This window comes from Anabaena azotica FACHB-119, assembly GCF_014697625.1.
Taxonomy (GTDB): Bacteria; Cyanobacteriota; Cyanobacteriia; order Cyanobacteriales; family Nostocaceae; genus Trichormus; species Trichormus azoticus_A.
Window position 1 is genome coordinate 1 of record NZ_JACJSG010000073.1, and the last position, 24,903, is coordinate 24,903.

Sequence of the window (24,903 nt, forward strand, 5' to 3'; positions counted from 1 at the left end):
GGATTTGTGATGGATAGAGATTGGAACGCAGCGATTAACATTCTGAAACTAGCCTTGGGTACTACGGGTCACGTAGGAACCTGGATCTATGATCCGAACGCTTCAGGAGATTCTGCCTCTACTCATGCTGGAGAAATCTTGTGTGAGCAAGTTGGGTCTATGAATGAAGAATCTCCGCACTTATAGGGCGGAGAGTGTCAACGAAAGCTTGTATCATTATTTATAGCAGTAGCCACATAGGTTAGGATATTAAAGAATCACAAAATCTTTATATTAAGCAGGTTTTAAACCTGTCACCCTCCGGGTTCGCCAGTTTCCAGGGCGCGGGAAACCCGCCTACAGGACTGGACTCACCTGTACCCTATCCCCTATCCCCTGCTATATCAGGACTTACGCAACTGGCACAATTGTAGGGTGCGTCAGATGTGGAAAATCCTTGAATATGTACGAAATTATTGGGGCTGACGCACCCTACAGTTAGTTTGATTATGACACTTGCGTAAGTCCTATATATATGAGTAGAATTATTAAAATAATTGAAGCAAATTTTAAAAAAATTTCTTAAAAAAATTATCGCTGACCAGAGAAAATTAAGCTAACCTGGGGATTTAGTATTTATTGAGTAGAAATCTCATCCCATCAGAGGATAGAGTTTTGGTCAGTGGTCTGTAGTCTGTTGTCAGTAGCAAAGGTATAAAACCAACGGGAGTTCAACAAACTTCACCCTCACTCCCGCTTTTAAAAGGCAAGTGAGTAGTTAAGAAAAATCAGGGTTTCACTCTCCTCCTCTTGTAAAAGAGAGGATAGGGGTGAGGTTAAAAGAATACTCATCAAAGTTAGGTTAAACCAACAACTGACAACTAACAACTAACAACTGACAAGCAAGACGCAGTAAACAAGTTGTTACTGGGTGGCAACATTAGAGATTCACTTTAATCTCTATGTAATCAAACCAGCAAGTAAAATGATTATCATAGAATATGCAGGAAGGAAGCTTTATTTGGGGTCATCTAGAAAGACAGCACCGTGTGGTTGACAAATGGATTGATGGCTTATGGCTAGTAGTGTTGCTCATTGCCGCACTACTGTTATTTAGCGTTAATCTGGGAGGACTACCCCTACAAGATTGGGATGAGGGAACTGTCGCCCAAATTGCCAAGGAAATAGCGCGAGAATCTTTTGATTCCCTGCGTTGGCTTTATCCCACCCTCAGAGGGGAACCTTACCGTGATACACCACCCCTGATGCACATATTAATTGCTGGGGCTTACTCTTTGGGGGGCGTGAATGAATGGACGACACGTTTACCAGGAGCAATTTTAACAGCTTTTTCCGTACCATTACTGTATTGTATTGGTAGAGAGATATTCCGTCAACGTTGGGCAGCAATTTATAGTGGTTTAATCTATTTAACTATGTTGCCTGTAGTCCGATATGGGCGGTTGGCGATGTTAGATGGGGCGGTGGTGAGTTTCTTGTTGGTGATGATGCTGTGTGTGTTGCGATCGCGGCGAGATTTACGCTACTGTTTGGGTATTGGTCTGAGTTTAGGGTTGATTTGCCTAACTCAAGGGCTATCCGGTTTGTTATTAGGTGCAGTAGTCTTAGTGTTTTTGTTTTGGGATACACCAAGATTACTTAATAGTTATTATCTATGGATGGCGATCGCCATTGGACTTTTGCCTGTAGCTGGTTGGTATGGCGTTCAATGGCTGCGTTATGGTACTGATTTCGCCTACCTTAACAGCAAGAATAATCAACCACCTTGGTTTTATATCATCGAACTCCTCAAGTGGACTTGGCCTTGGTTGATATTTTTACCCCAAACTGCAAAGTTACTTTGGGAAAATCGCAATCTTAGCTGGGCAAGGCTCATACTTGTGTGGAGTGGAGTGTATTTACTACTTATTTCTTTAATGAGTGCTAAATTCGCTTGGTATATATTGCCTATTTACCCCAGCCTAGCCTTAGCCTTTGGCGCACAGCTAGCACAAATAGAAAACTTACCTTTACTGTCATCTTACCCCCGTGCATGGGTAGCTGGGTTGTCAATTCTCGCCGTAGTCGCTTCAGCTTTTAGCATTCATTTTAGTTGGGGTATAGCGGCGAAAACAGACTTACAGTTAATTTTTGCCGCAGTAGCCTTAACGATGATGATAGGCGCGATTTTAGCAGAACGAGGCGACGGACAATTTCTTAAGATACTGTTTTGGGGTAGTTATATTTCGTTGTTATTGTTGATGAAATCTAACTACTGGGTTTGGGAAACATGGCAAGCTTACCCAGTCAAACCTGTAGCTGGGATGATACAGCAAGTAAACCCACCAGTAAAGCAAGTTTATACATCCTTTGCCTATCATCGCCCCTCATTGGATTTTTATAGCGATCGCCATATCATTCCCGCCTCCATTGAAGAGTTACAATATCGTTGGCACTACGACAGACAACCATATTTACTCATCAACGCCGCCGACTTCCAAAACCTGCAATTAGACTCCATCAAGCCACTTGCCAAAGCCGAAGGCTGGCAATTAATTACCAAAGAAACGAACCGGTTGTGAGGGGGCTGGGGATTGGGTATTGGGGACTCTTGACTGGGGACAGAAGAGGCAAGGGAGAGGAATTTTCCCCCCTGCTTCTTTTTCTCCCTCATCTCCCCCCACTCCCTCATCTCCCCAGTCAAGAGTCCCTACCTTACCTCCTCAGTCCCTGGTGGTTGCTGGTTAGAACTCGTCCCCTGTTGCGTCATGGAAATCATGCCCAAGAAAACAGCACTACCCACAACAAAAGCTAACAAAGGACGCTTAAAAAGGATAAAATCTCTTATAATTCTAGATATAGGACTGCTTTGACGGCGCAGTGCTGAACAGATCATAATCTGGTTCAGAGTAAAAGGGTCACGAACATAATGTCCGCTTTGACATACGACTAAGCGTTCTTGACAATAGGGACAACTATATAAACCTATATAACTTTTTATCTGTTTTCCCCTACCATATCTTTGGCAAATGGGGCAAGTAACATAATGATTATCAAAGGTGTGTGTATTCATCTACCTCGTCCGCTAGTCAATTTACTCGCTCTATTAAGGATACCTATATTGAATTCCCCAGCAATACTTAGTAGATACGTCAGTGTAGGATAAAAGTACCCTTTAATCACACACAGTTAGATTTCTACCAAGGATAACTTAGTGGTTGCACCACGAGTATAGCTAGATTTCAGCAAAGATGTCTCTTGTTTGTTGCTAATTTGTAGCCTATCCACTCAGTGGCTAGATTATACTCTTGCTGCTGAGAGAAAAAGATTAGTGACTTAAAAAAATTCTATTAGTAGAGTGTAGGGCGTAACCTGGATTGCTCACAAAGGTTAATCCCTTGCTAAGTAAAAATCTCGCACTCTCACCTCTAGCCCTGTTCACTACTGATTAACTTTCTCTCATGTAACCATTATCGCTAGAAAAACTTGGTATAGCAAAACTTTTTCTAGCTCCAGATTGTAAATTTGGTTTACTAAATTCACTTGTCTGGTTGATAAATAATGTTTCACAATGAGAAATAACAAATAAAAGTTTACATTTCTTTCTACATTTACCCCGCCTTTCAATGACTCTACTGCCTCCCACCGAGCTGAGGAAGGTAACGGAAGCACCTGTTTTCCCTTCATCTTCCGCCCACTTAACACATTTGATTAACCGTTTTCAACTATCCCCAGAAACAACTGTGTTGTTTTTAGCCGTACTCATTGGCGGTGGTACGGGTATGGGGGTGGTGACTTTTCACTATTTGATTGAGCTGATTCACCGTCTGACGTTAGAAAATTTGATGGGTGCAATTGGTGTTTGGGGTGCTTGGACTTTAGCCCTTGTCCCCACTTTAGGAGGCTTGATAGTCGGCTTGATGCGCTGGCGGACTCAAGACTTTGGCCCTGGACTATCCTCTCTCATCGCCGCTTCTGAGGGGGGAGAAATTAAGGGACAATTGCGGCCTGTTACCAAAATGTTAGCTGCTTCTGTTTCCTTGGGTAGCGGTGCTTCTTTGGGGCCGGAGGGGCCAAGCGTGGAAATTGGCGCTAATTTTGGGATGCTGTTGTCCTTAATATTACAAGTCTCACAAGACCGGCAGCGTTTACTTTTAGGTGCGGGTGCGGCGGCTGGTTTGGCGGCTGGATTTAATGCACCGATCGCTGGGGTATTTTTTGCTTTAGAAGTAGTAATGGGGGCCACATCTTTTGCGACTTCGGCTGTGAGTGTAGTGCTGTTAGCGGCGGTAGTAGCGGCTTTAATCGCGCAAATTGGTTTAGGCGCACAGCCTGCTTTTGCTTTACCTGTTTACCAAGTCCGTAGCCCTCTAGAATTACCTCTTTACCTGGGCTTGGGGTTGGGTGCAAGTGTGGTTTCTTTAGCTTATCAACAATCAATCAATTGGGCAAAAGCTTGTTTTGCTGGTGCTGTTCCTGGGTTTAACTTTTTGGGGAAAATTCCTCAACCAATACACCCGATTATTGGGGGTGTAATTATCGGCATTGTCGCTTTACAATTCCCGCAAGTTTTGGGTATTGGTTATGGCACTGTGCAAGCAATGCTACAAGATGTGAAATTTTCTCTAGATTTGTTGTTAATATTGCTAGTCCTCAAGCTGCTGATGACAGCAATTAGTGCAGGTAGCGGTTTTGTTGGGGGTGTATTTGCCCCAGCAATGTTTTTGGGTGCTTCTTTTGGTTCGGCTTATGCTAAAGTCCTGACTTTCATCGCCCCAGGAATTAGTGCATATATGGCAGCACCTCCAGCTTACGCAATGGTAGGGATGGCGGCTGTATTAGCTGGGAGTGTGAGAGCGCCTTTAACTTCAATTTTAATGCTGTTTGAACTCACCCGCGACTACCGAATTGTTTTACCTTTAATGGCAGCAGTGGGTTTAAGTGTCTGGTTAGTAGAAAGGATGAAACCTATCACTAACTCTAACAGCAACCTCCAACAAATAGGTCTTTCCATTCCCAAAGACCAAAAGTTAGAAATTTTGCAGCAAATTTTAGTAGAGGATGCGATGCTGGCTTGTCCCAAAAAGCTATCCGCTACTATGGACATTATAGAAGCTGCTAAGGAAATGCTGAGCGATCGCACTCGCAGCGCTTTAGTTATAGACGATGCCGAACAACTAGTGGGTATTATCTCTCTAGAAGACATCAATCGTACCCTTTCTTTATGGCGAAATTACCCGAATCTCTCAAGCGAAATTCCGAGTAATTTAACCAATCAAACTATCATCGATATCTGTACAAAAGAAATCCTCTATGCTTGGCGCGATGAACCTTTGTCCGAGGCTTTAGATCGCATGGAAGTTAGAGGTTTGCATCAGTTACCAGTAGTAGCGCGAGACAACCATGACCATATTCTAGGCTTGCTAGATAGGGAACAAATTGCTCTAACGTGCAACTTAGCCGCTACAAGGCAAACGCTTTCTCAATTAGTCATTAGTCATTAGTCAGTAGTCATTGGTCAGTGGTCACAAAAAACAACTGACCCTACGGGTTCGGCAGTTGCTTTAAGTCGGGAAACCCGCCCAACGCACTGCCTCACAACTGACAACTGACAATTAATTATGCTGTAGCTTCGGCAATGTCCAAAGCTTCTTTTTCGTCCTCATCTACTTGTCTAAGACGAATGTGCTTTTTGCCTAAAGTGATAACGAACTGGTCTCCAGGTTTGAGGTTCATCTGTGTTGTGTAAGCTGAACCAATCAACAAATTACCGTTCGATTGCACACTGATTCTATAGCTAGCACTTCTTCCTCCACGGCCGTTGGCGTTAGGAGAGGTGTCTAACTGAATGCCCTCTGCATCAATTAGGGCATTCAAGAATTTCATCATATTGACACGCTCTATACCATTTTTGGTAACGGTATAGTAGCCACACTGTTTAGCTTTTTCTTCTTTGCTCAGGCTCTCAAGCTCTTTAACTTTTTTGAGCAGTTCTTCACCGACTAGGGGTTCAATCTTTTTCTGTTTAGGCATCAACTTATGGCAGAAATCAATGGTTTAAGTAGTTGAATCGATTTTATTTTAGCTGACCTTGAGCTAATAGGAACAGTATCCTTTAGTTTTTATCTCAGCCCTAGCCAAGTATATTACATCATCGGCAAAAGTGTTACCTAATTCTCAATATTTACCACACAATTTAATTTTGATAATCTTGATAACTATATATAGTTAATGAAACACTGCTAAACTATATTTATTTAAGTTTTCTAAACTGAAGGAGTAACTTGTCTACTAAGTCGGATTGATTGTTGAGCAAAAAAATGATAAGTAAAACTGATCCTTAGTCATTAGTCATTAGTCATTAGTCAGTAGTCATGAGAAAGCAACTGACAACCGTCAACTGACAACTGACAACTAACAAAATGAAACTAACAACCAGAGGACACTATAGTGTAAAAGCGCTGCTGGACTTGAGTTTACAGCCGAATTATGGGCCTGCATCTGTGAAAGCGATCGCTAAACGTCAAGATATTCCTGCCCCCTACCTGGAAAAATTACTAATAGAAATGCGTCGTGCTGGATTAGTAAAATCAATTCGGGGTAGTGTAGGAGGTTATCAACTAGCACAAGAACCTAGAAAAATATCTATAGCCCAAATTTTAGAGGCGGTGGGTGAAAGCCTGACTAATTTACCCCACCATACCCCAACCCCTGGACAAACAGAAGATTGGGTAACATTTAGCCTTTGGCAAAGACTCAACCAAAAACTAAAAGAAGCTTTGGACAGTATTACTCTGGCAGATTTGTACTACGATGCTCGTAGCTGGCAAGCTTCCCTTGGAGAAGAAGCGAATTTTGTGGTTTAGTCATTAGTCATTAATCCATAGTCCATAGTCCATAGTCCATAGTTATTAGTAAAGGTTGACTGTTGACTGTTGACTATTGACTATTGACTATTGACTATTGACCAATGACCAATGACAAATAACATCTACGTTTTAATCATTGCCGCAATTTTAGATTATCTAATAGGTGATCCTTGGGGTTGGATTCATCCGGTGCAAGTTATGGGCTGGATGATTTCACGCTTGAGCCAAATTTTTCTCCAATTATGTCAAAAATCTCTAACGCAACGTCTAGCTGGAATTGTGCTAGCAATAATTTTGATTATTGGTAGCGGTGGCGTAGGTTGGCTAATAATTCAAATGGCGAGATGGTTAAATCCTGTTTTGGCTATTGCTGTTGAAAGTATGATGTTAGCTAGCTGTTTTGCTTTGAGAAGTTTACGTAAAGCTGCTATTGATGTTTTACAACCTTTATCAGCAGGAGATTTAGCAGCAGCTAGGAAAACTTTGAGTAACTATGTTGGGCGAGATACTGATAATCTACCCGAATCAGAAATTTTCCGCGCGGTTTTAGAAACCGTAACAGAAAACGCCACCGATGGAGTGATGGCTCCTCTATTTTACGCCCTGATTGGTAGTTGCATTCCCCATGTCGGGGCGGTTCCTTTGGCTTTGGCTTATAAAGCTAGCAGTACCCTTGATTCGATGGTGGGTTACAAAGAACCACCTTATACATATTTGGGATGGTTCAGTGCGCGGCTGGAAGATTACTTAACTTGGTTGCCTTGTCGCCTCACAGTTATAACTTTAGGATTATTATCAGGCAAAGGTGGGGATGTGTGGCGAATTTGTCGTCGCGATGCGATTAAAGATCCCAGCCCCAACTCTGGCTGGAGTGAGTGCGCCTATGCGGCAATTTTGGGTGTGCAGATGGGGGGTACAAATTGGTATCGTGGGGTAGCCAAGCAAAAACCTCTTTTGGGAGATCCCATTTCTCCTATCACTCGCAACCACATACAAACAGCCTTACAACTAACTAGATATTGCTTTTTGCTGTGGTTAGGGGTGGCGATCGCCATACTCCTGATACTTTGAAATTAACCAAAATAACTCTACCAGAAAAACACATAAATTGGTGATTTTTTATCGACCCCAAGTCTCTCAAAAGAGCGGTTTGTTTGATTTGGTTAGGGTTAAATTCGTCATCACCCAAAAATTCATCCCACACCGCCCTTTGGGTCGGATGTGGGATGAATTTTTGATTAAGCTAAAGAGATGAGGGAGATGAGGGAGACAAAATAATTAAAATTATTCTGCATCTTCCCCCACTCCCCCATCTCCCCCCCTCTCCCTTTCAAGGGCAGGTTTTTAAACCTTCGATAAATAGTTGAGAATATTCTCAATTATGAAACGTAGTTTTAACTGTTCAGACAATAATTTTGGTTTTAAAAGCCCAAAAATTTGTCTAATAAAAAAAGCCTGCCCTTGAAAGCCCCCCTCTCCCCCCTCTCCATAACTCTATGACTACCCCACCTGCTAAAGTTGTTGAAATCCTTTCCGCAGAAGACCTCCGTCGTACTTTAACGCGATTAGCATCTCAAATTATCGAAAGAACAAGAGATTTGTCTCAATTGGTACTTTTAGGTATTTATACTAGAGGAGTACCCTTAGCGGAAATGTTAGCACGTCAGATTGAAACCCTTGAAGGTATTAATGTAGCGGTAGGCGCTTTAGACATTACCTTCTATCGAGATGATCTCGATCAAATAGGTTTGCGGACTCCAGCCAAAACCAACATTTCTTTTGATTTGACAGGGAAAACAGTTGTTTTGGTAGATGATGTTATCTTTAAAGGGCGAACAATTCGAGCAGCTTTGAATGCTGTTAATGAGTATGGTAGACCAGAGTTAATTCGTCTAGCCGTCTTGGTTGATAGGGGTCATCGGGAAGTTCCCATTCACCCAGATTTTGTTGGTAAGCAGTTACCCACAGCTAAAGAAGAAGTAGTCAAAGTATACTTGCAAGACTGCGATGGTAGGGATGCGGTGGAGTTAATTGATTATGAGTGATAGTTGAACCAGTCCGAATTAGCAATCAGGGTCTAGAGTTAAATTGAACCACAATTTATCCCGCATCTGTCCAGCCAGGGCAGTGTGGGATGATTGTTCATAGTTCAGCGAACTTGATATTCCCAATTGCCAAGTTTAAACAATAGAAACATCTATATATAGCAGGTGACAGGTGACAGGTGACAGGTTCAAGACCTGTTTACTATAAAGATTTTGTGATTCATCAATGTCCTAACCTATGTGGCTACTGCTATATATAGAAATATTTTAATAGCATATTTAATCGCTGAATTGATATCAAGCAGATAATTTGTTGCCTGCGTTTTAGTAACAGCATTAGAGGCTGTTTGTAAAGTCGAAAAGTATACTAACAACCCCTCTTCATAGCTTGCTTCCCGTAAGCTAACTCTCCCCAAAAGGCAAGCTTTAAATGTTAGGACTTACGCAATTGTCATAATCAAACTAACTGTAGTGGAATGTCTAGACTAAATTTGTGCATTAGAAAACTCTTGTGGGATGGGCATCTTGCCCGTCCAGTGTAGGCAAGATGCCTACACCACAAGAAAATTTTTTGCAACATTTTAGCCCGGTCACGCCAGTAGGGTGCGTCAGACCCAATAATTTCGTACAAATTCAAGGATTTTTCACATCTGACGCACCCTACCCCAAGTGCCAGTTGCATAAGTCCTGAATGTAAAAGAATAATATTGATATCAAGCAAATAAATTGTTGTCTGCTTATTAATAACAATATCAAGGTGATAGTTATAGATATAGCGTAATCACATAATCTTAAATTTGTTATATTAAATAGTATTTAAAATAGCTGTGTACTTGATTGGTAAATTATTTTTGATAAAACTATTATGAAATTTGCCCACCAGAGATAGATTACTTATATATTTTATTATAAGGTTAATTATGAGACTATGGGGATGAATTGGTTGAGGTATATTCCAGAAATTCTTATATGGATGAGGTACAACTATAGCCTCCCCTATCTGTAAACCTGTACTGCATCTAAGCAAGAAGGGCTGTATTTAATTGTTGGCAATAAATATTACAATCATATAACCTAGAGTAGAATTATTGTTAACAAGAAATTGTTAATGTTCATAACAAGTCGTGATGAAGGTAACAGTATGGTTAACCGATATCTGCGGAAAACTAGGAAGATTTTCCTGAGCGCATCTGCAAGGGTGGAAGACATAGAACATATCGACAATTGGGGTACAAATTGCTTCATTGGGTCAGTCACCCTTGGCTGCTTATTTGCTGCCAATAAGACAACAAAAAATACTGACCTGAAGTTTGGCAATTGCTACTAGAAGCCGCAGGAGGCAGCAATGGACAATAGTCCTATCAGAGTGCTTTTAGTTGATGATGGCGAAGGCGATTACATTTTAACTCGTAATTGGTTCAATGAATTTCGGGTGGCTAACTGCGAGTTGGAATGGGTCGATAATTACGAAGCGGCAAAAATTGCGATCGCGCAATTTCGGCATGACATATATTTAGTAGACTATCGTTTGGGTTCCCACAGTGGGTTAGAACTGTTACGCGAAGCAACTGCTCAAGGCTGTACTTCTCCGATAATTCTGCTCACAGGTCAAGGAGACTGGGAGATAGACCTAGAAGCGATGAAAGCCGGAGCAGCAGATTATTTGGAAAAAAATCAACTGAATGCGCCTCTGCTAGAACGTTCTATCCGTTATGCTATTGAACGAAAACAAACAGAACAAAAAATCCGTCAACAAGCGGCGCTCCTCGATGTTGCTAACGATGCTATCTTTGTCCAAGACTTAGGCGGACAAATTTTGTTTTGGAACGAAGCCGCAGAAAGGTTGTACGGTTGCCAAAAAGCAGAAGCAATTGGTAAAAAAACTAAAAAGTTGTGGCAAGAAAAAAATTTATCATTGTTACAAAAAGCACTACAAACTTTACAGCAAGAAGGCTATTGGAAAGGAGAATTAGATCAAATCACAAAATCTGGTAAAGAAATTATTGTCGAAAGTCGCTGGACATTAGTGCGTGATTTTGATGACAAGCCCCAAAGTATACTCATTGTTAATACAGAAATTACCCAAAAAAAGCAACTTGAAGCCCAATTTCTCCGCGCACAAAGATTAGAAAGCATCGGTACGCTAGCCAGTGGTATTGCACATGATCTCAACAATGTGCTGGCTCCCATTTTGATGACAGCACAACTGTTAGAGACACAAATTAAAGATGAACGTTCCCAGCGACTGCTACCAATATTGATTACTAACGCTAAACGAGGAGCAAACTTAGTTAAGCAAGTTTTATCGTTTACTCGCGGTCTTGAGGGTGAAAGAACTTTATTACAATTGAAGCATTTAATTGGCGAAATTCAACAAGTTATCAAAGAAACATTTCCTAAATCAATTGAAGTCGTAGCCCAAATTCCCCAGAACCTTTGGACTGTTTCTGGTGATGCTACTCAACTACATCAAGTCTTGATGAATTTATGTGTCAATGCCCGTGATGCTATGCCCAAAGGCGGTAGTTTGACAGTGACTGCCGAAAACCTGTTAATTGATGAAAATTACGCCAAAATGAACCTAGATGCCAAAGTCGGCCCCTATGTAGTAGTTACGGTAACGGATACAGGCACAGGTATTCAAGCAGATGTATTAGATCGGATATTTGAGCCTTTTTTTACTACTAAAGAACTGAGTCAAGGCACAGGGCTGGGGCTTTCCACGGTATTGGGTATTATTAAAAGCCACGGGGGTTTTATTAACGTGTATACTGAAGAGGGCAAAGGCAGTCAGTTTAAAGTATATTTACCTGCTCAAGATGCTAAAGAATCTTTAGAAGAAGGAGAATTGAAACTCCCGGCAGGAAATGGTGAGTTAATTTTAGTTGTGGATGATGAGGATGCCATCAGAGATATTACAAAAACATCTCTGGAGGCTCACAATTATCAAGCTATTACAGCTAGTGATGGCATAGAAGCGATCGCCTTATATGCAGAACACCGAGATACTATATCTTTAGTGTTGACCGATATCGTCATGCCATCTATGGATGGATTAACCACCATTCGCACATTACAAAAAATTAATCCTGATGTCAAAATTATTGCTGTAAGTGGACTAGCTACCCATGATAAAGTCAACACAGTCTATAATATGGGTATCCAAGCATTCTTACCTAAGCCATACACAGCCAATCAGTTGTTAGAAGCAATCAGTACAGTTAAACAGAAGATTTGATATTTGCAAAATAATCATATTTGTGGGGGTTGGTGATGGGTAAGAGAAAAATACAATTACTTACGTAACTAGCAATAATGTAAGTTATAGTTATAAATATTAATGATATAATAATGAAATCATTGCTGTCATCTACACCTATCAACATTATTAAGCCCAGAAGCGAAGATAGTTTTGCTATCACTATTGCACCTTTATCTTTGGCAGAAATTTATGCTAAAGCCGATGACGCGGCTAATGGTGCGATCGTCGTCATGAGTGGGATGGTACGGAACCAAACGGATGGGAAACCCGTAGTTTCCCTGGAATATCAAGCTTATGAACCGATGGCATTGCGCGTATTTTATCAAATAGCGGCTGATATTCGCTCTTTATGGACTGGGGTAAATCGGGTAGTCATTCACCATCGTGTTGGACATTTGCGGGTGGGAGAAATCAGCGTTTTGGTAGCCATTGGATGTCCACATCGCAGTGAGGCTTTTGAAGCTTGTCGCTATGCTATCGATACCCTCAAGCACAATGCACCTATATGGAAGAAAGAACATTGGCAAGATGGTTCTAGTACTTGGGTAAGTATTGGTGCTTGTGAACAGTCAGGAGAAAATTGTTAGGTTTGGGGATGCGATCGCGCAAGCACAATGCACATATAAAAAAAGAATACCGGCAAGATGGTCCTAATACTTGGGTAGGTATTGGTGCTTGTGAACCATCGAAACAAATTGTTAGGGTTGAGGATGCGATCGCCTGCAAAAAAATGTAGTTATTGAATTACGTTAATTGCAATTTAGACAATTTCCACAGCCGCTTCATGCAGTATAACCACAGCACCCCAGGTTTTTCTAATCTTCCTAAATATTCCCCCGTTTGAGTTAAATAGAAGACGGGTATTTGATGTGAAGTAACGATTTTAAAGGCATAAAAAAAGCCGGAGATAGTATCTGTAACTTAGCCATATTTTCATTTTTTAAGCTGTAGGCGATCGCTTCTAGCGGTGCGGAGCATCATCGCCCTTTCTACTCTACCTGCTCATCCAGCACGACAAACTACAATTTCTGGAATGCGATCGCCACTTTCCGTCAACTTTTCCATCCCCGTGAGGGGTAAGAGCTTTAAAACACTGCTTCCGAGATTGGCCCAAATGCGAAGATTGCTGCGAAGTTTCCATCCCCGTGAGAGGTAAGAGCTTTAAAACACGCATCATTATGGGGGGTATCCTATATACATTCCCCTACCGTTTCCATCCCCGTGAGGGGTAAGAGCTTTAAAACTCAAAGAAATTCAAATTGAGGAGGCTCCTCAGCCTACCGTTTCCATCCCCGTGAGGGGTAAGAGCTTTAAAACTGTTGTCCCCGGCACAGGTTTAAGCAATATTTCTGTCAGTTTCCATCCCCGTGAGGGGTAAAAGCTTTAAAACAGTAACTGAAGATCATTGCACTGATGATGAAGGAAAGTTTCCATCCCCGTGAGGGGTAAGAGCTTTAAAACTGCTGTACCCCAGCAAAGACCAAAGCCAACGAAAATAGTTTCCATCCCCGTGAGGGGTAAGAGCTTTAAAACTCCTAGCCCTTTGTGGAATAGGAATGGCTAATGTTTACAGTATTGTTTCCATCCCCGTGAGGGGTAAGAGCTTTAAAACTGGGACCCTGCGACACACCAACTGGGGTTACGCAAACAGTTTCCATCCCCGTGAGGGGTAAGAGCTTTAAAACCAAACTATCATCGTTTATCTTGCAAAAAACGAGACTACTGTTTCCATCCCCGTGAGGGGTAAGAGCTTTAAAACTCCGCTGCTGCATCTACTAATGCAGGAAACAAATTGTTTCCATCCCCGTGAGGGGTAAGAGCTTTAAAACAATGTGTTTGCCTCCGTCGGAGGAAGCAACACAAAAAGTTTCCATCCCCGTGAGGGGTAAGAGCTTTAAAACTTTTTGTTAATCTTCTGCGCAGGATGCGAAGAAGAAAATAGTTTCCATCCCCGTGAGGGGTAAGAGCTTTAAAACCCTACTGTTACGAAAGGCTTACCAAATAAGGCTTACAGAACTGGAAAACTGAGGGGGGTGTATTTCACCTGTCAATAGACCATAGTTATTGAGAATAACTACCTTCTGGAAGTAACTCAAACCCTTATACAGTAGGGCATCTGAGGGGTCTACGAAAGAATCATTCTTTCGGCGTTTGTACAACCCCCTCAGTTTACACTTCTTAACAAAATAGCTTTAGGAAACTAACTATTAAGTTAAAAGCCGAGAATATTTGCTGATTAAATTTTCATGGTGCAGGTGTTGGTATAAACAATACCATAGCAACTTGCAAAATGCAATCTCTTCATTAAGGCTTCCATAGCTTCTACTCGAAGGTGCAAGATGTCAGCCTCCCACTAGCGCGACTACGCGCCAGCAAAATATGAAAGAAACACAACTATTCCCTATTTTCTGTCACCTGTAACCTGTTACCTGTCACCTGTGTTTCTTGAGAGTTTAAGAAATGTCCGGTCATTTTTATTGATCTGACTGCTAGGCTGACAAATAGCGATCGCACCAGTAATAGGTATTTAGGCTGTGCAGAATCTTTTTTGAAAGTCGGAGGATATTTGCCTTATACTTGAATTTCTGTCTAATTGTGGAGAAGTTTGAAAGTTGTATGTCCAGCCTGAGTTCTGACATGGTTCGCGTTTATTTGCAAGAGATTGGTCAGTTCCCTTTATTAACTTCAGACCAAGAAATAACTTATGGCAGGCAAGTACAGCAAATGATTGCCATTGAGGAGCAAAAGCAACAGCTTAGTCAACAATTGCAACGAGAACCAACGTTAGCAGAATTAGCCGATTTTGTCAACAAAAGCGAAGCTGAAGTCAATCAAATACTTCAGAAAGGGAAACGAGCCAAGCAAAAGATGATCACAGCTAACTTGCGGCTGGTGGTTTCGGTGGCGAAAAAGTATCAGCGCCGCAATCTGGAGTTTTTGGACTTGGTTCAAGAAGGAGCGATCGGTTTACAAAGGGGTATAGAAAAGTTTGACCCGAACAGGGGTTATAAGTTATCTACTTACATATACTGGTGGATTAGTCAAGCAATCACTAGAGCGATCGCTGAAAAATCTCGTACTGTCAGGCTACCAATTCACGTTAACGAAAAACTCAATCAAATTAAGAAGGTACAAAGAGAACTGTTTCAAACCCTGGGTCGTCGTGCTACTGTTACAGAAATTGCGAGTAAATTGGATTTAGAACCTACCCAAGTTCGAGAATATCTCAGTGCAGCTAGTGGGACAATTTCTCTAGATTTAAAAGTCGGAGATAACCAAGATACGGAACTAAGCGAACTGCTAGCGGATGAGGGTGTATCCCCCAATGAACAGATCACTCAAGAATTGCTCCGCCAAGACTTAAATGATTTGTTAGCATCACTTAAACCTGTGCAGCGCGAAGTGTTAATCTTACGCTTTGGACTGTTGGATAATCAAGAACGAAGCCTAGCTCAGATTGGCGAAAAGCTTAATGTGAGTCGAGAGCGAGTGCGTCAAATCCAACAACAAGCAATGACTGCTTTGCGTCGCCAACATCCATCCATTGAGCAGTATCTGTCTTCTTAATAGCCGCGATAATCTCACCCCTCATGGGGTGATGATTTCGTTGCTTCAGCAGTCTCTAGTTAAACTACAAGCGTAGTGAGCCTTTAGGTTGCTAAACTGCTATCGCCACCCTCTAGAATAGTACCCTCCAGATTAGCTTTTTCTAGATTAGCACCGCTCAGATTGGCTCTTTCCAATGATGCTTGATGTAGATTTGCTGCGTGTAAATCTGCGATCGCCAAATCTGCTCCACTCAAGTCAGATGCTTCCAGATTAGCACCACTTAAATCAGCCTCACGGATATCAGCTAGGGACAGGTAATTATCAATTTTTGAATATGTATGTCCTTGCTTGTGCTAGATGCTGTACAGCAATCCAAGGATGGTGATGATGTACATCGTGATTAATAGGACTGACGCAAGTGTCATCATCAAACTAACTGTAAGGTGCGTCAGCCCCAATAATTTCTTACACATTTAAGTATTTTCCACATCTGACGCACCCTACCCCATGTGCCAGTTGCGTAAGTCCTGTAATCAATAATTAACAGAAGTTGCTTTGATATTGTTAGTGATAGTCTGGGTTGTCCAGGTAGGGCCTTGGCAACGTGGGCCTTCTGTTGTCCAAATCAGTTGATCTAAACAGATTTGCCGCTTATCCATGTTATTTGTCCAGGCGTGATACACAACATACTCAGTATGACCATCTGGCCCAAGAACAATAGAGTTATGTCCAGGGCCTCTGACAAAATTAGGCACAGACTTTAACACCCTTGGCCCGGCTTCGTTACCGACATCCGAGTAAGGCCCCATCACATGATCAGCCACGCCGTAATCTACACCATATTCTTCTGTTTCCCAGCGTCCACCACTATAAAAGCAGTAGTATTTACCTTCATGCTTACGCACACAGGGGCCTTCTAAGGTGTGCCAATCATAGATTGCATCGTACATCAAACGATTGGCTAAGAAGCGTTGCCAAGGCGATCGCGCCCGTAAAACCACCTGACTTTCACCAGCCAGTTGTGTCATACTTGGCAATCTGTCTACAACCAGCGCCGTACCTGCTTGTACACCGTCTTCAGTATCCAAAAAGTCACGGGCGTAAAATAGATACCACTGTCCATTATCATCCCGAAATGGGTGCGGGTCGATGGCGAAGGGACAAGCATCAGGGTCTACAAGTGTAACACCAACATCTTGATAAGGCCCCAAAGGGCGATCGCTCTTCGCCACACGCAACTGATGATTTTTGTCCCCATGTCCTACAGAGTAATAGAGATAAAACAGTCCATCGCTGTAAGCAACTTCCGGGGCCCAAAAATTATCACCAAGGGCTGGGTCTGGGCGTTGCAATGCGTTCCCCACAAAATGCCAATTGACAAAATCGAAGGAACGCAACAGAGGGAATACACGGGATTTGTGAGCGATATCAATCTCGTCTACTGTTCCTTCCGCCTCAGCCGCACCCGTACCGATCGCATAATATACGCCCTCATGTTGCCAAACAAAGGGATCAGCAAAATAACCGTCGTAAACTGGGTTTGTATAGTTCATAGTTATTAGTCCATAGTCAATAGTCCATAGTCAATAGCCAATAGTCAAAATTCATCAGGACTTACGCAAGTGTCACAATTGGTGGTTGGTGCGTGACGCTACAAGTTTCATGACTACGTTCAAATATTTTCGCTCCTCACACACCCTACAGAAAAAATCTGCCAGTTGCGTAAGTCCTATTTATAACTAATGACAAATGACTAATGACCAATGACTAATATTTAAAATTGATGTAAGTTTCAGCTTTATTCTGAGGCAATTTTTCTACGACTTCACACCGGAGCATCTGCCTGAGTTGTTCTGGAAGACTATCATAATAGTCTCGTGGTAAGGTCAAATCTACTTTTGGTGTGTGTAACCAGTGCATCGCGTAACCCATGACAACCATTGGTCTAGGCTGATTTGTGCGGTTGGGAGAACCACGGTGTAGTGCTAAGGGCGATCGCACGCTCACATCTCCAGGCTGCATATAAAAAGACTCCATCGGGATTTCTCCAGAGGCAATCTTTTGTAATCCTTCTTCACGGGGTAGCACATGAGTTCCCCGCGCCATTTGGAAAGGGCCGTTATCTGCGGTCACTTCCACCAAGGGAAAGTTAACTGCTAGGGCGTAAAGTGGAGTGACGATGCGATCGCTAAATAATGGGCGAAAATCTCGATGGGTTTCCTGATAATCTGAACCTGGGAACGGTACATCAACCCCCATCTGCACCATTACGTATTCTTGGTAAAACACACGCTCAAGAATACCCATAACCACAGGATTGGCAAAAACCATCTGATTAGCAAACGGGTAAACCCAAGGCAAAGTCAAATAATAACGAGAAACTTCACGGGGAGCCAACCCACCCGGTTGATTTTTGCGATCGTAAAATAACCTTTCAAAACCTTCCAACCACTCATCAATCAATTTTTGCTCAAAAAGATTCCGAATCACACAAATTCCGTCTCTATTCAATTCTTGAGCGAATCGATCTAGGTCGGCAGCCGAATATTTAGCTATACCGCCTATACTCTGAACCATTTGTCTTAACCTCTTATATTAATGGCTTTAGAGCCTGATATAAATTTAGCTCTTGCAGCAGTTTTTTGTAATTTCTAGTCGATAATAGCGTAATTTATTGATATTTGGTCTGTTAATGTTTATAACAATTAATATTAGTAACTAACAAAATTTAAGCGGACTCATCTATTAAATATAAATCTATTTTTTGATGTGGAAAAAAGGTGGGCAGTGCAGCGCCCTACTCTCTATTCCCCATTCCCCTGACTAAGCAAACCTACTCCGACACTATCATTGGGTACTGAAGGCCATCTCACCGTCAGAATAGTACAGTCAGACTGAGCCACCCAACAATGCGGCACACCTGCACACCACAGCACATAGTCACCTTCACGAGATAAAGTAATTTCCTCATCCTCAAACTGGAGGCAAAATTTGCCATTAATCAAGATAGAAAGAGTAGCGGCTTGATTATTCACCGCCCACTCAGTTCTACAGTCTCCTGCTTTGTGGATACCCCACTTTATTTCTAGTGCTGTGGTTGAACGTGGATCATCATCTGGGGTAATAAAATGTCCCATAAACCAACCCCAGCGCTTTGCCCCTTCGCTGGCTGCATTACCAAAAATAACTTTAGGCTGCATCATATCAGTGAACAGTGAACAGTGAACAGTGAACAGTGAACAGTGAACAGTGAACAGTGAACAGTGAACAGTGGACAGTGAACAGTGGACAGTTGACATTGAACAGTGAATGTAAACTGATAACTGATAACTGATAACTGATAACTGATAACTGATAACTGATTAGTTAGGGACTAAAATTCGTCCTGTGTAACCTGCATGATTGTATTGTTCTAGGGCTTGAGTTGCAGCTTCTTCCTTACCTGATGCTACCAAGGCTACACAAGCGCCGCCGAAACCTGCACCAGTTAGCCTTGCACCCAGTACACCGGGAGTATTTTGTAAGATTTCTACCAATCTATCTAATGGTGGTACTGAGACTTCGTAATCATCGCGCAAACTAGCGTGAGATGCGTTCATCAACTCACCAAAACGTTCAGGTGTGACTCCTTGCAACACTTCTAAGACGCGGTTATCCTCCGTCACTACATGACGAGCGCGACGGTTTAATGGTTCTGGCAATGTATCTGTTACCTTAGCGTCAGTAATATCTCTTAGTGCCTTAACGCCTAACAATTTTGCTGCTTCCTCACATTCAGCACGACGTTGGTTATACCCACTGGTTGCTAGGGTTCGGGGTACGCCGCTATCTATAATGACAATTGTTGTGCCTTCAGGAAAAGGAAGTATACGACGTTCTAGTGAGCGAGTATCCAAAAACAAAATATGTTGAGTATCAGCAAGACTGGAAGCCATTTGATCCATGATGCCGCATTGCACGCCAGCATAGTGAATTTCTGCTTGCTGGGCAAGTTGGGCAATTTCTACGTCATCAATTGGCAAATCTAGTAGTTGACGAATAGCCCTGAGTGTTGCGACTTCCAAGGCTGCACTACTAGATAAGCCAGAACCCATAGGAACAGATGATTTAACATACACATTCAGCGAGGGAATGGTGTATCCAGCTTTTTTCAACACTTCAATACAGCCAAAAATATAACTGGCAAATCCAGAAGGCGTATGATGAATATCTAAAATACTCACAAGCTCTTGCAGATTTTCTGAATAAAAGTGATGTTGTCCATCATCACTAAAACCTAGCTGTACTGTTGTCTGTTGAGGAATTGCTGTTGGTAGAACATAACCATCGTTGTAGTCGGTATGTTCACCAAGTAAATTCACTCTTCCTGATGCACTCGCTTTAGTTTCTGGTGGTTTATGAAAGATTTGTTGAAATGTCATAAGTGACTGGGAGAAGGGGGAAGGGGGAAAGGGGAAATGGGAAGGGGGAAAGGGGAAGGGGGAAGCTTTTGCCTTTTCCATACACTATGGACTGTGGACTATGGACTGTGGACTATGGACTATGGACTGTGGACTATGGACTATGGACTGTTGACTATGGACTATGGACTGTGGACTATGGACTATGGACTGTGGACTATGGACTATGGACTGTTGACTATGGACTATGGACTGTTGACTATGGACTATGGACTGTTGACTATGGACTATGGACTATGGACTATGGACTATGGACTGTGGACTATGGACTAATGACCAATGACTATTATTTCTCTAACGGTATAGTGCGTAATCTTCCTTCTACTTCAACGTTGGGGAAGTTTGGATCAAAGGTGAGATTTTCTAGTTTTCCATCTTTGAGAATGACGAAAGTATCTTCAATCTTTGCACCTGTTAAGCTGGGGTTCCAAGCGATCGCCATATTTTCGGTTAAACTATCCCTAGTGCTGGGATTGGCTACAACTTCTCTTGCTAAATAGCCTGTGGTTCCTCCCTGGTGATGTTCGCGGATAGCATTAGGAAATCCCTGTAGTTCATAAGCTTGAGCTAGAGCATAATATACTGCATCCAGTGTCATTCCTGGTTGAGATGCAGATAGTGCTTTAGCTTCTATTTCGCGGACATGGCGGTGTAATTCGGCTTCCTCTTTTGTTAGCTTGCCAAAACACACAAATCTTGTCAGGTTAGCATACAAGCCATAGCCTCTAGCACAAAATACTAGCATTGCTTGCCGTCCCAACTTTTCCCCCGTGGCTGTAGCATGACGGTATAGAGGTAAACGCCTCTCACCTGCTACTAATGTTAAAGCTGGATGTATACCTCTTGCCCACAAAGCTTCTGCACCAGCACCAGCTAACTGATATTCTGTCCAGTCTGGTTGCACGGCTTGTAGGACTTCTGTCATGGCGGCGCTGGCTTGTTGTCCCAGTTGGCGATATCTGTCTAACTCTGTGGGCAACAATACCCGCTTGTATGCTTGTAAGGAAGGTGGTATGGGTTGCTCTTGCACAGTGGGGCGATCGCTTATTACAATTTCCCCATCTGTAGCCTCACGCACAAACGCCTCACGCGCCGCAGGATCTGCCCAAGGATTGATGTGTAATTTAAAATTTGGTGGTAACTCCTCATCCTTGAGACGCTGCGCTTCAATTTCATCCGTCAATATCCACGCATCTTGTCCAGTTACTAAAACCTCTGCCACACCAGTTTCCGCCGTCAGTAGTACCGTGCTAGAACCCCCACCAGTAGCCCAAGCAAACCAGTCTATACCACGTAGACGCACACCCCCAGCCTCAGTTATGGAGAGAGTCTGCCGAATAAACCCTAATTTCGTCGAGACTTCTTCGCTCATAGGAAAAACACAGATATATAGGGTTCATTATCAAATTCATCTACCCCTGTCTGCGTCTGTCTGAGGTTTTGAACTGGGGTTTTCTGGGAAAAATACTGAAATTACGGCAACACCTTCATCATTTTTGATATATTTATGATTAGGTATTCGCAAATTGGCATAAACACCGCTTAAATGAACCTGCTCTGGTGGTTGATGCAGTGCGACACAACATTTATGCACTGCGGCTTGATACTCGCGCCACTGCTTACGTATGGCTTTACTAGCCTCATCTTGACCTAAGTCTGCAAACTTTAACCCAGCTCTACCAAGCCAAACATCTACATCAGTTGTTTCACCAAGGGGTTCTTGTATAGCATTAATACTTTCCATGATTTTAAATAGTATATGTGTAATCTAAAGTGCTTAACATTACCTTATGCTTATATATACATAGTAGCAAGTGCAATTTTTTTTCAAAACAATAATCAAAATTAATTGATAAATCGTTTTTTTTATATATAAAGCAAGTTGCTAATTTTAAGTTATATGAATAAGGCAACAGCAACCCCTATCCAGATTTGATTACTCACCAATGTAGAAGCTAATGAAAGCCAGCATGAGACGGAGATAAAATAGTGCAAATTACTAAGCGCAATGTGGAGTTGAGGGTAGATGACAGCTTAATGCGTGTCTATGTTGCGTCCCCCAAACCAGCCGGAGTTTACCCTGGTATTGTCTTCTACAGCGATATTTATCAGTTAGGTGGGCCGATAATTCGTTTAGCTAATTACTTAGCTGGATATGGTTATATAGTAGCAGCGCCAGAGATTTTTCATCGCTTGGAGCCAATTGGACAAGTAATTGAACCCGATGATTTGGGGAGAATGCGGGGTAATGATGATGCGCGACGGACGGCGATCGCCCAATATGATGCAGATTGTCGTGCTATCATAGAATTCCTCAAAGCAGACACCACAGTAGCAGCCAATAAAATCGGTACAGTTGGCTTTTGCATTGGCGGACACCTAGCCTTCCGCGCCGCCTTTGAAAGCGAAGTGAAAGCTGCTGTCTGCTGCTACCCGACAGGAATACCCAGTGGGAAATTAGGTAAAGGGGTAGCTGATACTATCCAGAGGGTGAGGGAAATTAAAGGCGAAATGCTGCTCATACTGGGGACACTTGATCCACACATACCAGAAAGCGATCGCCAAACCTTAATTAAAGCAATTGAAGATGCTGGCGTACCTCACAAAGTAGTTTTATACGAAGCCGAACATACCTTCATGCGCGATGACGGTTATCGTTATGATGCTGTTGCGGCTACCTCCGCTTGGCAAGAAATAGTAGACTTCTTAGGAAGAGTATTTGCTGAGTAAATTTGTGACATTGGTAATTGATACTAATTAAAAATCAATTACCTGTTAAATTAATATCTAATATTTAAAATATACGTAGGGCGCTGCACTGCCCACCAAAACCGTGATATTGTTGGCATTGCCCAACCTACTGCTACTACTGATAAGATTCCTATTTACTACTAGACAAAATTCCTTCCCATACATCCTTTCTTAACTGTACCCTGTAACCTATAACCTGTACCCTGTTGCCTACTCCTTGACTATTAACGGTATATTACTAATCATTACCGTTGTTGTGGCTACTTCCGATGAGATTCAAACTGAAGAGACTTGCCAAGAAACGACCACAGCGAGTTCACATTAAAATTCAGAATGGAAAATTTGAGATTATTGGCATGGGTGCATGGTATTCCTACTGGCGAGATCCTTATCATTTATTGTTAACAATTCCTTGGACTGGCTTTTTATTAATAGTTTGGGTTTCTTACATATTAATTAATATCATATTTGCTCTAGCTTACTGGCTAGGAGGTGATTGTATTGCTAATGCTAGACCAGGTTCTTTTTTAGATTTATTCTTCTTCAGTGTGCAAACACTTGCATCCATTGGCTATGGTGCAATGTATCCTAAAACACTATATGCCAACATTATTGTCACCATCGAAGCCATGACTGGTATAGTAGGAATTGCCCTGATGACTGGGCTTGCATTCGCCCGCTTTTCTCGCCCCTCTGCCCGTGTAATCTTTAGTAGAGTCGCAGTAATTACACCATATAATGGTGTACCAACTCTCATGTTTCGCACTGCTAACCAGCGACGTAATTTAATCTTAGAAGCACAGATGCGAGTTTACTTAATGCGGGATGAAATCACTGCGGAAGGGGAATTTATTAGGCGTTTACATGATTTAAAACTATTAAGAAATCAAACACCTAGTTTTACATTAAGTTGGCTAGCATTACATCCAATAGATGAATCAAGTCCCCTCTATGGAATGTCAGCAGAGTCATTAGTTCAGACAAACACAAATATAGTGATATCCGTCAGTGGTATAGATGAAACAGTTGCACAAGTAGTTCATGCTCGTCATCAATATATAGCTCGTGATATTTTGTGGAACAATCGCTTTGTTGATATCTTTCACCACACATCCGACGGACATCGCTACATTGACTATAAATATTTTCACGATGTCGAACCTTTATAGGAGGGAACAGGTTACAGGTTACAGGTTACAGTTATTAGGGTGCGTCAGTACGATAAACCCTAACTATAACAAGAAGATATTCCTACTAACGCACTCTACTGGACTGTCTAAGCTGAAATATTGCATTATTCCTTTCTTGTGGGATGGGCATCTTGCCCGTCCGGTGCGGGCAAGATGCCCACACCACAAGATTTATTTTTATTGCACTATTTTAGCCTTGCCACGCACCTGACATTTTGGAGATTTTGTGATCTAGAACTTCCCTACTTTCTCCCTTTACCCAAAATTGCCGCAGAATCTCTCCAGGTTTACGATCCCAAGTGTCTATATGTTCGTAAATTAAATTATTTTGTCGCAGTTTATAAGTTGAATAACCATTAAAAAAAATCCGCGCTTGCCAAGGAACACGCAAAGTTCCCCGTACCGTCCACTTGGCTAAAATAGTATATTCATTTACCTGAGATACATCGTGTAAATCGAAGTAGATTTTGGTGAAAAATAGCCGTGCATGGAAGCGTAAAGTCCAAAAGATAATCCTGTAATTGAATTTTCCTTTGAATTTATTTACAGGGTCTTGAAAGTAAATATCTTGGGTATAAATATTATAAGATATATCTTTCTCAAACAGTGTAGGTAAATCCTGTTGGAGAGTTTTGATTACCTGTGCTACCAGTAGTTGAGATTCCACAATGTTTTCCTATATTATTAGGAGTTACGCATTGACAAATTAGACAAACAATGTATTAAGGAAAATCATGAATAAACAGGCGATCGCTAATCACTCTAGGGCTGGAAAGACGGATAATTGACGTGCAGAGC

The 24,903-nt window shown here is 42.0% G+C and carries 22 protein-coding genes, 1 pseudogene and 1 CRISPR repeat array; of the genes and pseudogenes, 13 read left to right on the forward strand and 10 right to left on the reverse strand.

Annotation, left to right across the window (positions count from 1 at the left end; translation table 11 throughout):
* Positions 1 to 186 (forward strand): annotated as a pseudogene (locus H6G83_RS32145) (RNA-guided endonuclease TnpB family protein); the annotation flags it as partial.
* A gap of 794 nt (positions 187 to 980) precedes the next feature.
* On the forward strand, positions 981 to 2,561 hold the full coding sequence (locus tag H6G83_RS32150; RefSeq protein ID WP_190479774.1) for an ArnT family glycosyltransferase: 1,581 nt from the start codon (positions 981 to 983) through the stop codon (positions 2,559 to 2,561).
* Between the two features lie 128 nt (positions 2,562 to 2,689).
* Here H6G83_RS32150 and H6G83_RS32155 read toward each other — a convergent pair whose 3' ends face one another.
* Positions 2,690 to 3,052 (reverse strand): hypothetical protein, encoded by a 363-nt coding sequence (locus H6G83_RS32155; RefSeq protein WP_190479777.1) that lies wholly within the window; start codon positions 3,050 to 3,052, stop codon positions 2,690 to 2,692.
* A 553-nt stretch (positions 3,053 to 3,605) separates the two neighbouring features.
* Here H6G83_RS32155 and H6G83_RS32160 point away from each other — a divergent pair.
* A complete protein-coding gene (locus tag H6G83_RS32160; protein WP_190479780.1) occupies positions 3,606 to 5,483 on the forward strand; it encodes a chloride channel protein in 1,878 nt (625 codons plus the stop codon).
* 115 nt (positions 5,484 to 5,598) lie between these two features.
* On the opposite strand, the gene H6G83_RS32165 is transcribed toward H6G83_RS32160, so the two are convergent.
* On the reverse strand, positions 5,599 to 6,012 hold the full coding sequence (locus H6G83_RS32165; RefSeq protein ID WP_190479782.1) for an AbrB family transcriptional regulator: 414 nt from the start codon (positions 6,010 to 6,012) through the stop codon (positions 5,599 to 5,601).
* 389 nt (positions 6,013 to 6,401) lie between these two features.
* Here H6G83_RS32165 and H6G83_RS32170 point away from each other — a divergent pair, with 389 nt between their 5' ends.
* The 8 genes from H6G83_RS32170 to H6G83_RS32205 all read left to right on the forward strand — a co-directional run bounded on the left by H6G83_RS32170 (position 6,402) and on the right by H6G83_RS32205 (position 15,722).
* Positions 6,402 to 6,845 (forward strand): Rrf2 family transcriptional regulator, encoded by a 444-nt coding sequence (locus H6G83_RS32170; RefSeq protein ID WP_190479784.1) that lies wholly within the window; start codon positions 6,402 to 6,404, stop codon positions 6,843 to 6,845.
* 111 nt (positions 6,846 to 6,956) lie between these two features.
* Complete coding sequence (gene cbiB, locus H6G83_RS32175; RefSeq protein WP_190479786.1) at positions 6,957 to 7,919, forward strand: adenosylcobinamide-phosphate synthase CbiB; 963 nt, start codon at positions 6,957 to 6,959, stop codon at positions 7,917 to 7,919.
* Positions 7,920 to 8,344: 425 nt separating this feature from the next.
* Positions 8,345 to 8,893 (forward strand): bifunctional pyr operon transcriptional regulator/uracil phosphoribosyltransferase PyrR, encoded by a 549-nt coding sequence (gene pyrR / locus H6G83_RS32180; RefSeq protein WP_190479788.1) that lies wholly within the window; start codon positions 8,345 to 8,347, stop codon positions 8,891 to 8,893.
* A gap of 1,108 nt (positions 8,894 to 10,001) precedes the next feature.
* Positions 10,002 to 10,220 carry a hypothetical protein gene (locus tag H6G83_RS32185; RefSeq protein WP_190479790.1) on the forward strand — a complete coding sequence of 73 codons (219 nt, stop codon included), beginning with the start codon at positions 10,002 to 10,004 and terminating at the stop codon, positions 10,218 to 10,220.
* A gap of 18 nt (positions 10,221 to 10,238) precedes the next feature.
* Positions 10,239 to 12,131 (forward strand): hybrid sensor histidine kinase/response regulator, encoded by a 1,893-nt coding sequence (locus tag H6G83_RS32190; RefSeq protein WP_190479792.1) that lies wholly within the window; start codon positions 10,239 to 10,241, stop codon positions 12,129 to 12,131.
* A gap of 113 nt (positions 12,132 to 12,244) precedes the next feature.
* Entirely contained in the window at positions 12,245 to 12,742 is a 498-nt protein-coding gene (locus H6G83_RS32195) for a molybdenum cofactor biosynthesis protein MoaE (protein ID WP_190479793.1), read from the forward strand.
* On the forward strand, positions 12,736 to 12,891 hold the full coding sequence (locus tag H6G83_RS32200) for a hypothetical protein (protein ID WP_190479795.1): 156 nt from the start codon (positions 12,736 to 12,738) through the stop codon (positions 12,889 to 12,891). The genes H6G83_RS32195 and H6G83_RS32200 overlap by 7 nt, the downstream gene beginning before the upstream one ends.
* Before the next feature lie 321 nt (positions 12,892 to 13,212).
* Positions 13,213 to 14,131: a CRISPR direct-repeat array (repeat unit 35 nt; unit sequence GTTTCCATCCCCGTGAGGGGTAAGAGCTTTAAAAC).
* A gap of 640 nt (positions 14,132 to 14,771) precedes the next feature.
* The gene (locus tag H6G83_RS32205) at positions 14,772 to 15,722 is read left to right on the forward strand and encodes an RpoD/SigA family RNA polymerase sigma factor (RefSeq protein ID WP_190479798.1); all 951 of its coding nucleotides are present in this window, start codon (positions 14,772 to 14,774) and stop codon (positions 15,720 to 15,722) included.
* A gap of 83 nt (positions 15,723 to 15,805) precedes the next feature.
* On the opposite strand, the gene H6G83_RS32210 is transcribed toward H6G83_RS32205, so the two are convergent.
* The 7 genes from H6G83_RS32210 to H6G83_RS32240 form a co-directional block, all read right to left on the reverse strand.
* A complete protein-coding gene (locus tag H6G83_RS32210) occupies positions 15,806 to 16,030 on the reverse strand; it encodes a pentapeptide repeat-containing protein (protein ID WP_190479817.1) in 225 nt (74 codons plus the stop codon).
* A 207-nt stretch (positions 16,031 to 16,237) separates the two neighbouring features.
* The gene (locus H6G83_RS32215; protein ID WP_190479800.1) at positions 16,238 to 17,257 is read right to left on the reverse strand and encodes a glycoside hydrolase family 43 protein; all 1,020 of its coding nucleotides are present in this window, start codon (positions 17,255 to 17,257) and stop codon (positions 16,238 to 16,240) included.
* Positions 17,258 to 17,471: 214 nt separating this feature from the next.
* The gene (locus H6G83_RS32220; RefSeq protein WP_190479802.1) at positions 17,472 to 18,281 is read right to left on the reverse strand and encodes a phytanoyl-CoA dioxygenase family protein; all 810 of its coding nucleotides are present in this window, start codon (positions 18,279 to 18,281) and stop codon (positions 17,472 to 17,474) included.
* A 227-nt stretch (positions 18,282 to 18,508) separates the two neighbouring features.
* A complete protein-coding gene (locus H6G83_RS32225) occupies positions 18,509 to 18,907 on the reverse strand; it encodes a cupin domain-containing protein (protein ID WP_242044976.1) in 399 nt (132 codons plus the stop codon).
* Between the two features lie 159 nt (positions 18,908 to 19,066).
* Positions 19,067 to 20,125: a galactokinase gene (galK, locus tag H6G83_RS32230; RefSeq protein ID WP_190479804.1), complete on the reverse strand. Its 1,059-nt coding sequence runs from the start codon at positions 20,123 to 20,125 to the stop codon at positions 19,067 to 19,069.
* Positions 20,126 to 20,450: 325 nt separating this feature from the next.
* On the reverse strand, positions 20,451 to 21,536 hold the full coding sequence (locus H6G83_RS32235; RefSeq protein WP_190479807.1) for a M24 family metallopeptidase: 1,086 nt from the start codon (positions 21,534 to 21,536) through the stop codon (positions 20,451 to 20,453).
* Positions 21,537 to 21,572: 36 nt separating this feature from the next.
* Complete coding sequence (locus H6G83_RS32240) at positions 21,573 to 21,908, reverse strand: hypothetical protein (protein WP_242044977.1); 336 nt, start codon at positions 21,906 to 21,908, stop codon at positions 21,573 to 21,575.
* A 245-nt stretch (positions 21,909 to 22,153) separates the two neighbouring features.
* On the opposite strand from H6G83_RS32240, the gene H6G83_RS32245 reads away from it, so the two are divergent.
* Positions 22,154 to 22,894, forward strand: a complete 741-nt coding sequence (locus H6G83_RS32245; RefSeq protein WP_190479809.1) for a dienelactone hydrolase family protein — start codon at positions 22,154 to 22,156, stop codon at positions 22,892 to 22,894.
* Between the two features lie 290 nt (positions 22,895 to 23,184).
* Positions 23,185 to 24,084 (forward strand): ion channel, encoded by a 900-nt coding sequence (locus H6G83_RS32250; protein WP_190479812.1) that lies wholly within the window; start codon positions 23,185 to 23,187, stop codon positions 24,082 to 24,084.
* Positions 24,085 to 24,295: 211 nt separating this feature from the next.
* Here the strand turns inward: H6G83_RS32250 and H6G83_RS32255 are convergent, their stop codons facing one another.
* A complete protein-coding gene (locus H6G83_RS32255) occupies positions 24,296 to 24,772 on the reverse strand; it encodes a DUF2358 domain-containing protein (RefSeq protein WP_190479814.1) in 477 nt (158 codons plus the stop codon).
* Positions 24,773 to 24,903 lie beyond the last annotated feature (131 nt).

Coding starts and splice junctions, on each gene's coding strand:
- H6G83_RS32215 (WP_190479800.1), bottom strand. CDS start 17,257: ATGAACTATACAAACCCAGTTTACGACGGTTATTTTGCTGATCCCTTT.
- H6G83_RS32160 (WP_190479780.1), top strand. CDS start 3,606: ATGACTCTACTGCCTCCCACCGAGCTGAGGAAGGTAACGGAAGCACCT.
- H6G83_RS32185 (WP_190479790.1), top strand. CDS start 10,002: ATGTTCATAACAAGTCGTGATGAAGGTAACAGTATGGTTAACCGATAT.
- galK (WP_190479804.1), bottom strand. CDS start 20,125: ATGACATTTCAACAAATCTTTCATAAACCACCAGAAACTAAAGCGAGT.
- H6G83_RS32195 (WP_190479793.1), top strand. CDS start 12,245: ATGAAATCATTGCTGTCATCTACACCTATCAACATTATTAAGCCCAGA.
- cbiB (WP_190479786.1), top strand. CDS start 6,957: ATGACAAATAACATCTACGTTTTAATCATTGCCGCAATTTTAGATTAT.
- H6G83_RS32170 (WP_190479784.1), top strand. CDS start 6,402: ATGAAACTAACAACCAGAGGACACTATAGTGTAAAAGCGCTGCTGGAC.
- H6G83_RS32225 (WP_242044976.1), bottom strand. CDS start 18,907: ATGATGCAGCCTAAAGTTATTTTTGGTAATGCAGCCAGCGAAGGGGCA.
- H6G83_RS32190 (WP_190479792.1), top strand. CDS start 10,239: ATGGACAATAGTCCTATCAGAGTGCTTTTAGTTGATGATGGCGAAGGC.
- H6G83_RS32165 (WP_190479782.1), bottom strand. CDS start 6,012: ATGCCTAAACAGAAAAAGATTGAACCCCTAGTCGGTGAAGAACTGCTC.
- H6G83_RS32250 (WP_190479812.1), top strand. CDS start 23,185: ATGAGATTCAAACTGAAGAGACTTGCCAAGAAACGACCACAGCGAGTT.
- H6G83_RS32235 (WP_190479807.1), bottom strand. CDS start 21,536: ATGAGCGAAGAAGTCTCGACGAAATTAGGGTTTATTCGGCAGACTCTC.
- H6G83_RS32240 (WP_242044977.1), bottom strand. CDS start 21,908: ATGGAAAGTATTAATGCTATACAAGAACCCCTTGGTGAAACAACTGAT.
- H6G83_RS32220 (WP_190479802.1), bottom strand. CDS start 18,281: ATGGTTCAGAGTATAGGCGGTATAGCTAAATATTCGGCTGCCGACCTA.
- H6G83_RS32150 (WP_190479774.1), top strand. CDS start 981: ATGCAGGAAGGAAGCTTTATTTGGGGTCATCTAGAAAGACAGCACCGT.
- H6G83_RS32205 (WP_190479798.1), top strand. CDS start 14,772: ATGTCCAGCCTGAGTTCTGACATGGTTCGCGTTTATTTGCAAGAGATT.
- H6G83_RS32155 (WP_190479777.1), bottom strand. CDS start 3,052: ATGAATACACACACCTTTGATAATCATTATGTTACTTGCCCCATTTGC.
- pyrR (WP_190479788.1), top strand. CDS start 8,345: ATGACTACCCCACCTGCTAAAGTTGTTGAAATCCTTTCCGCAGAAGAC.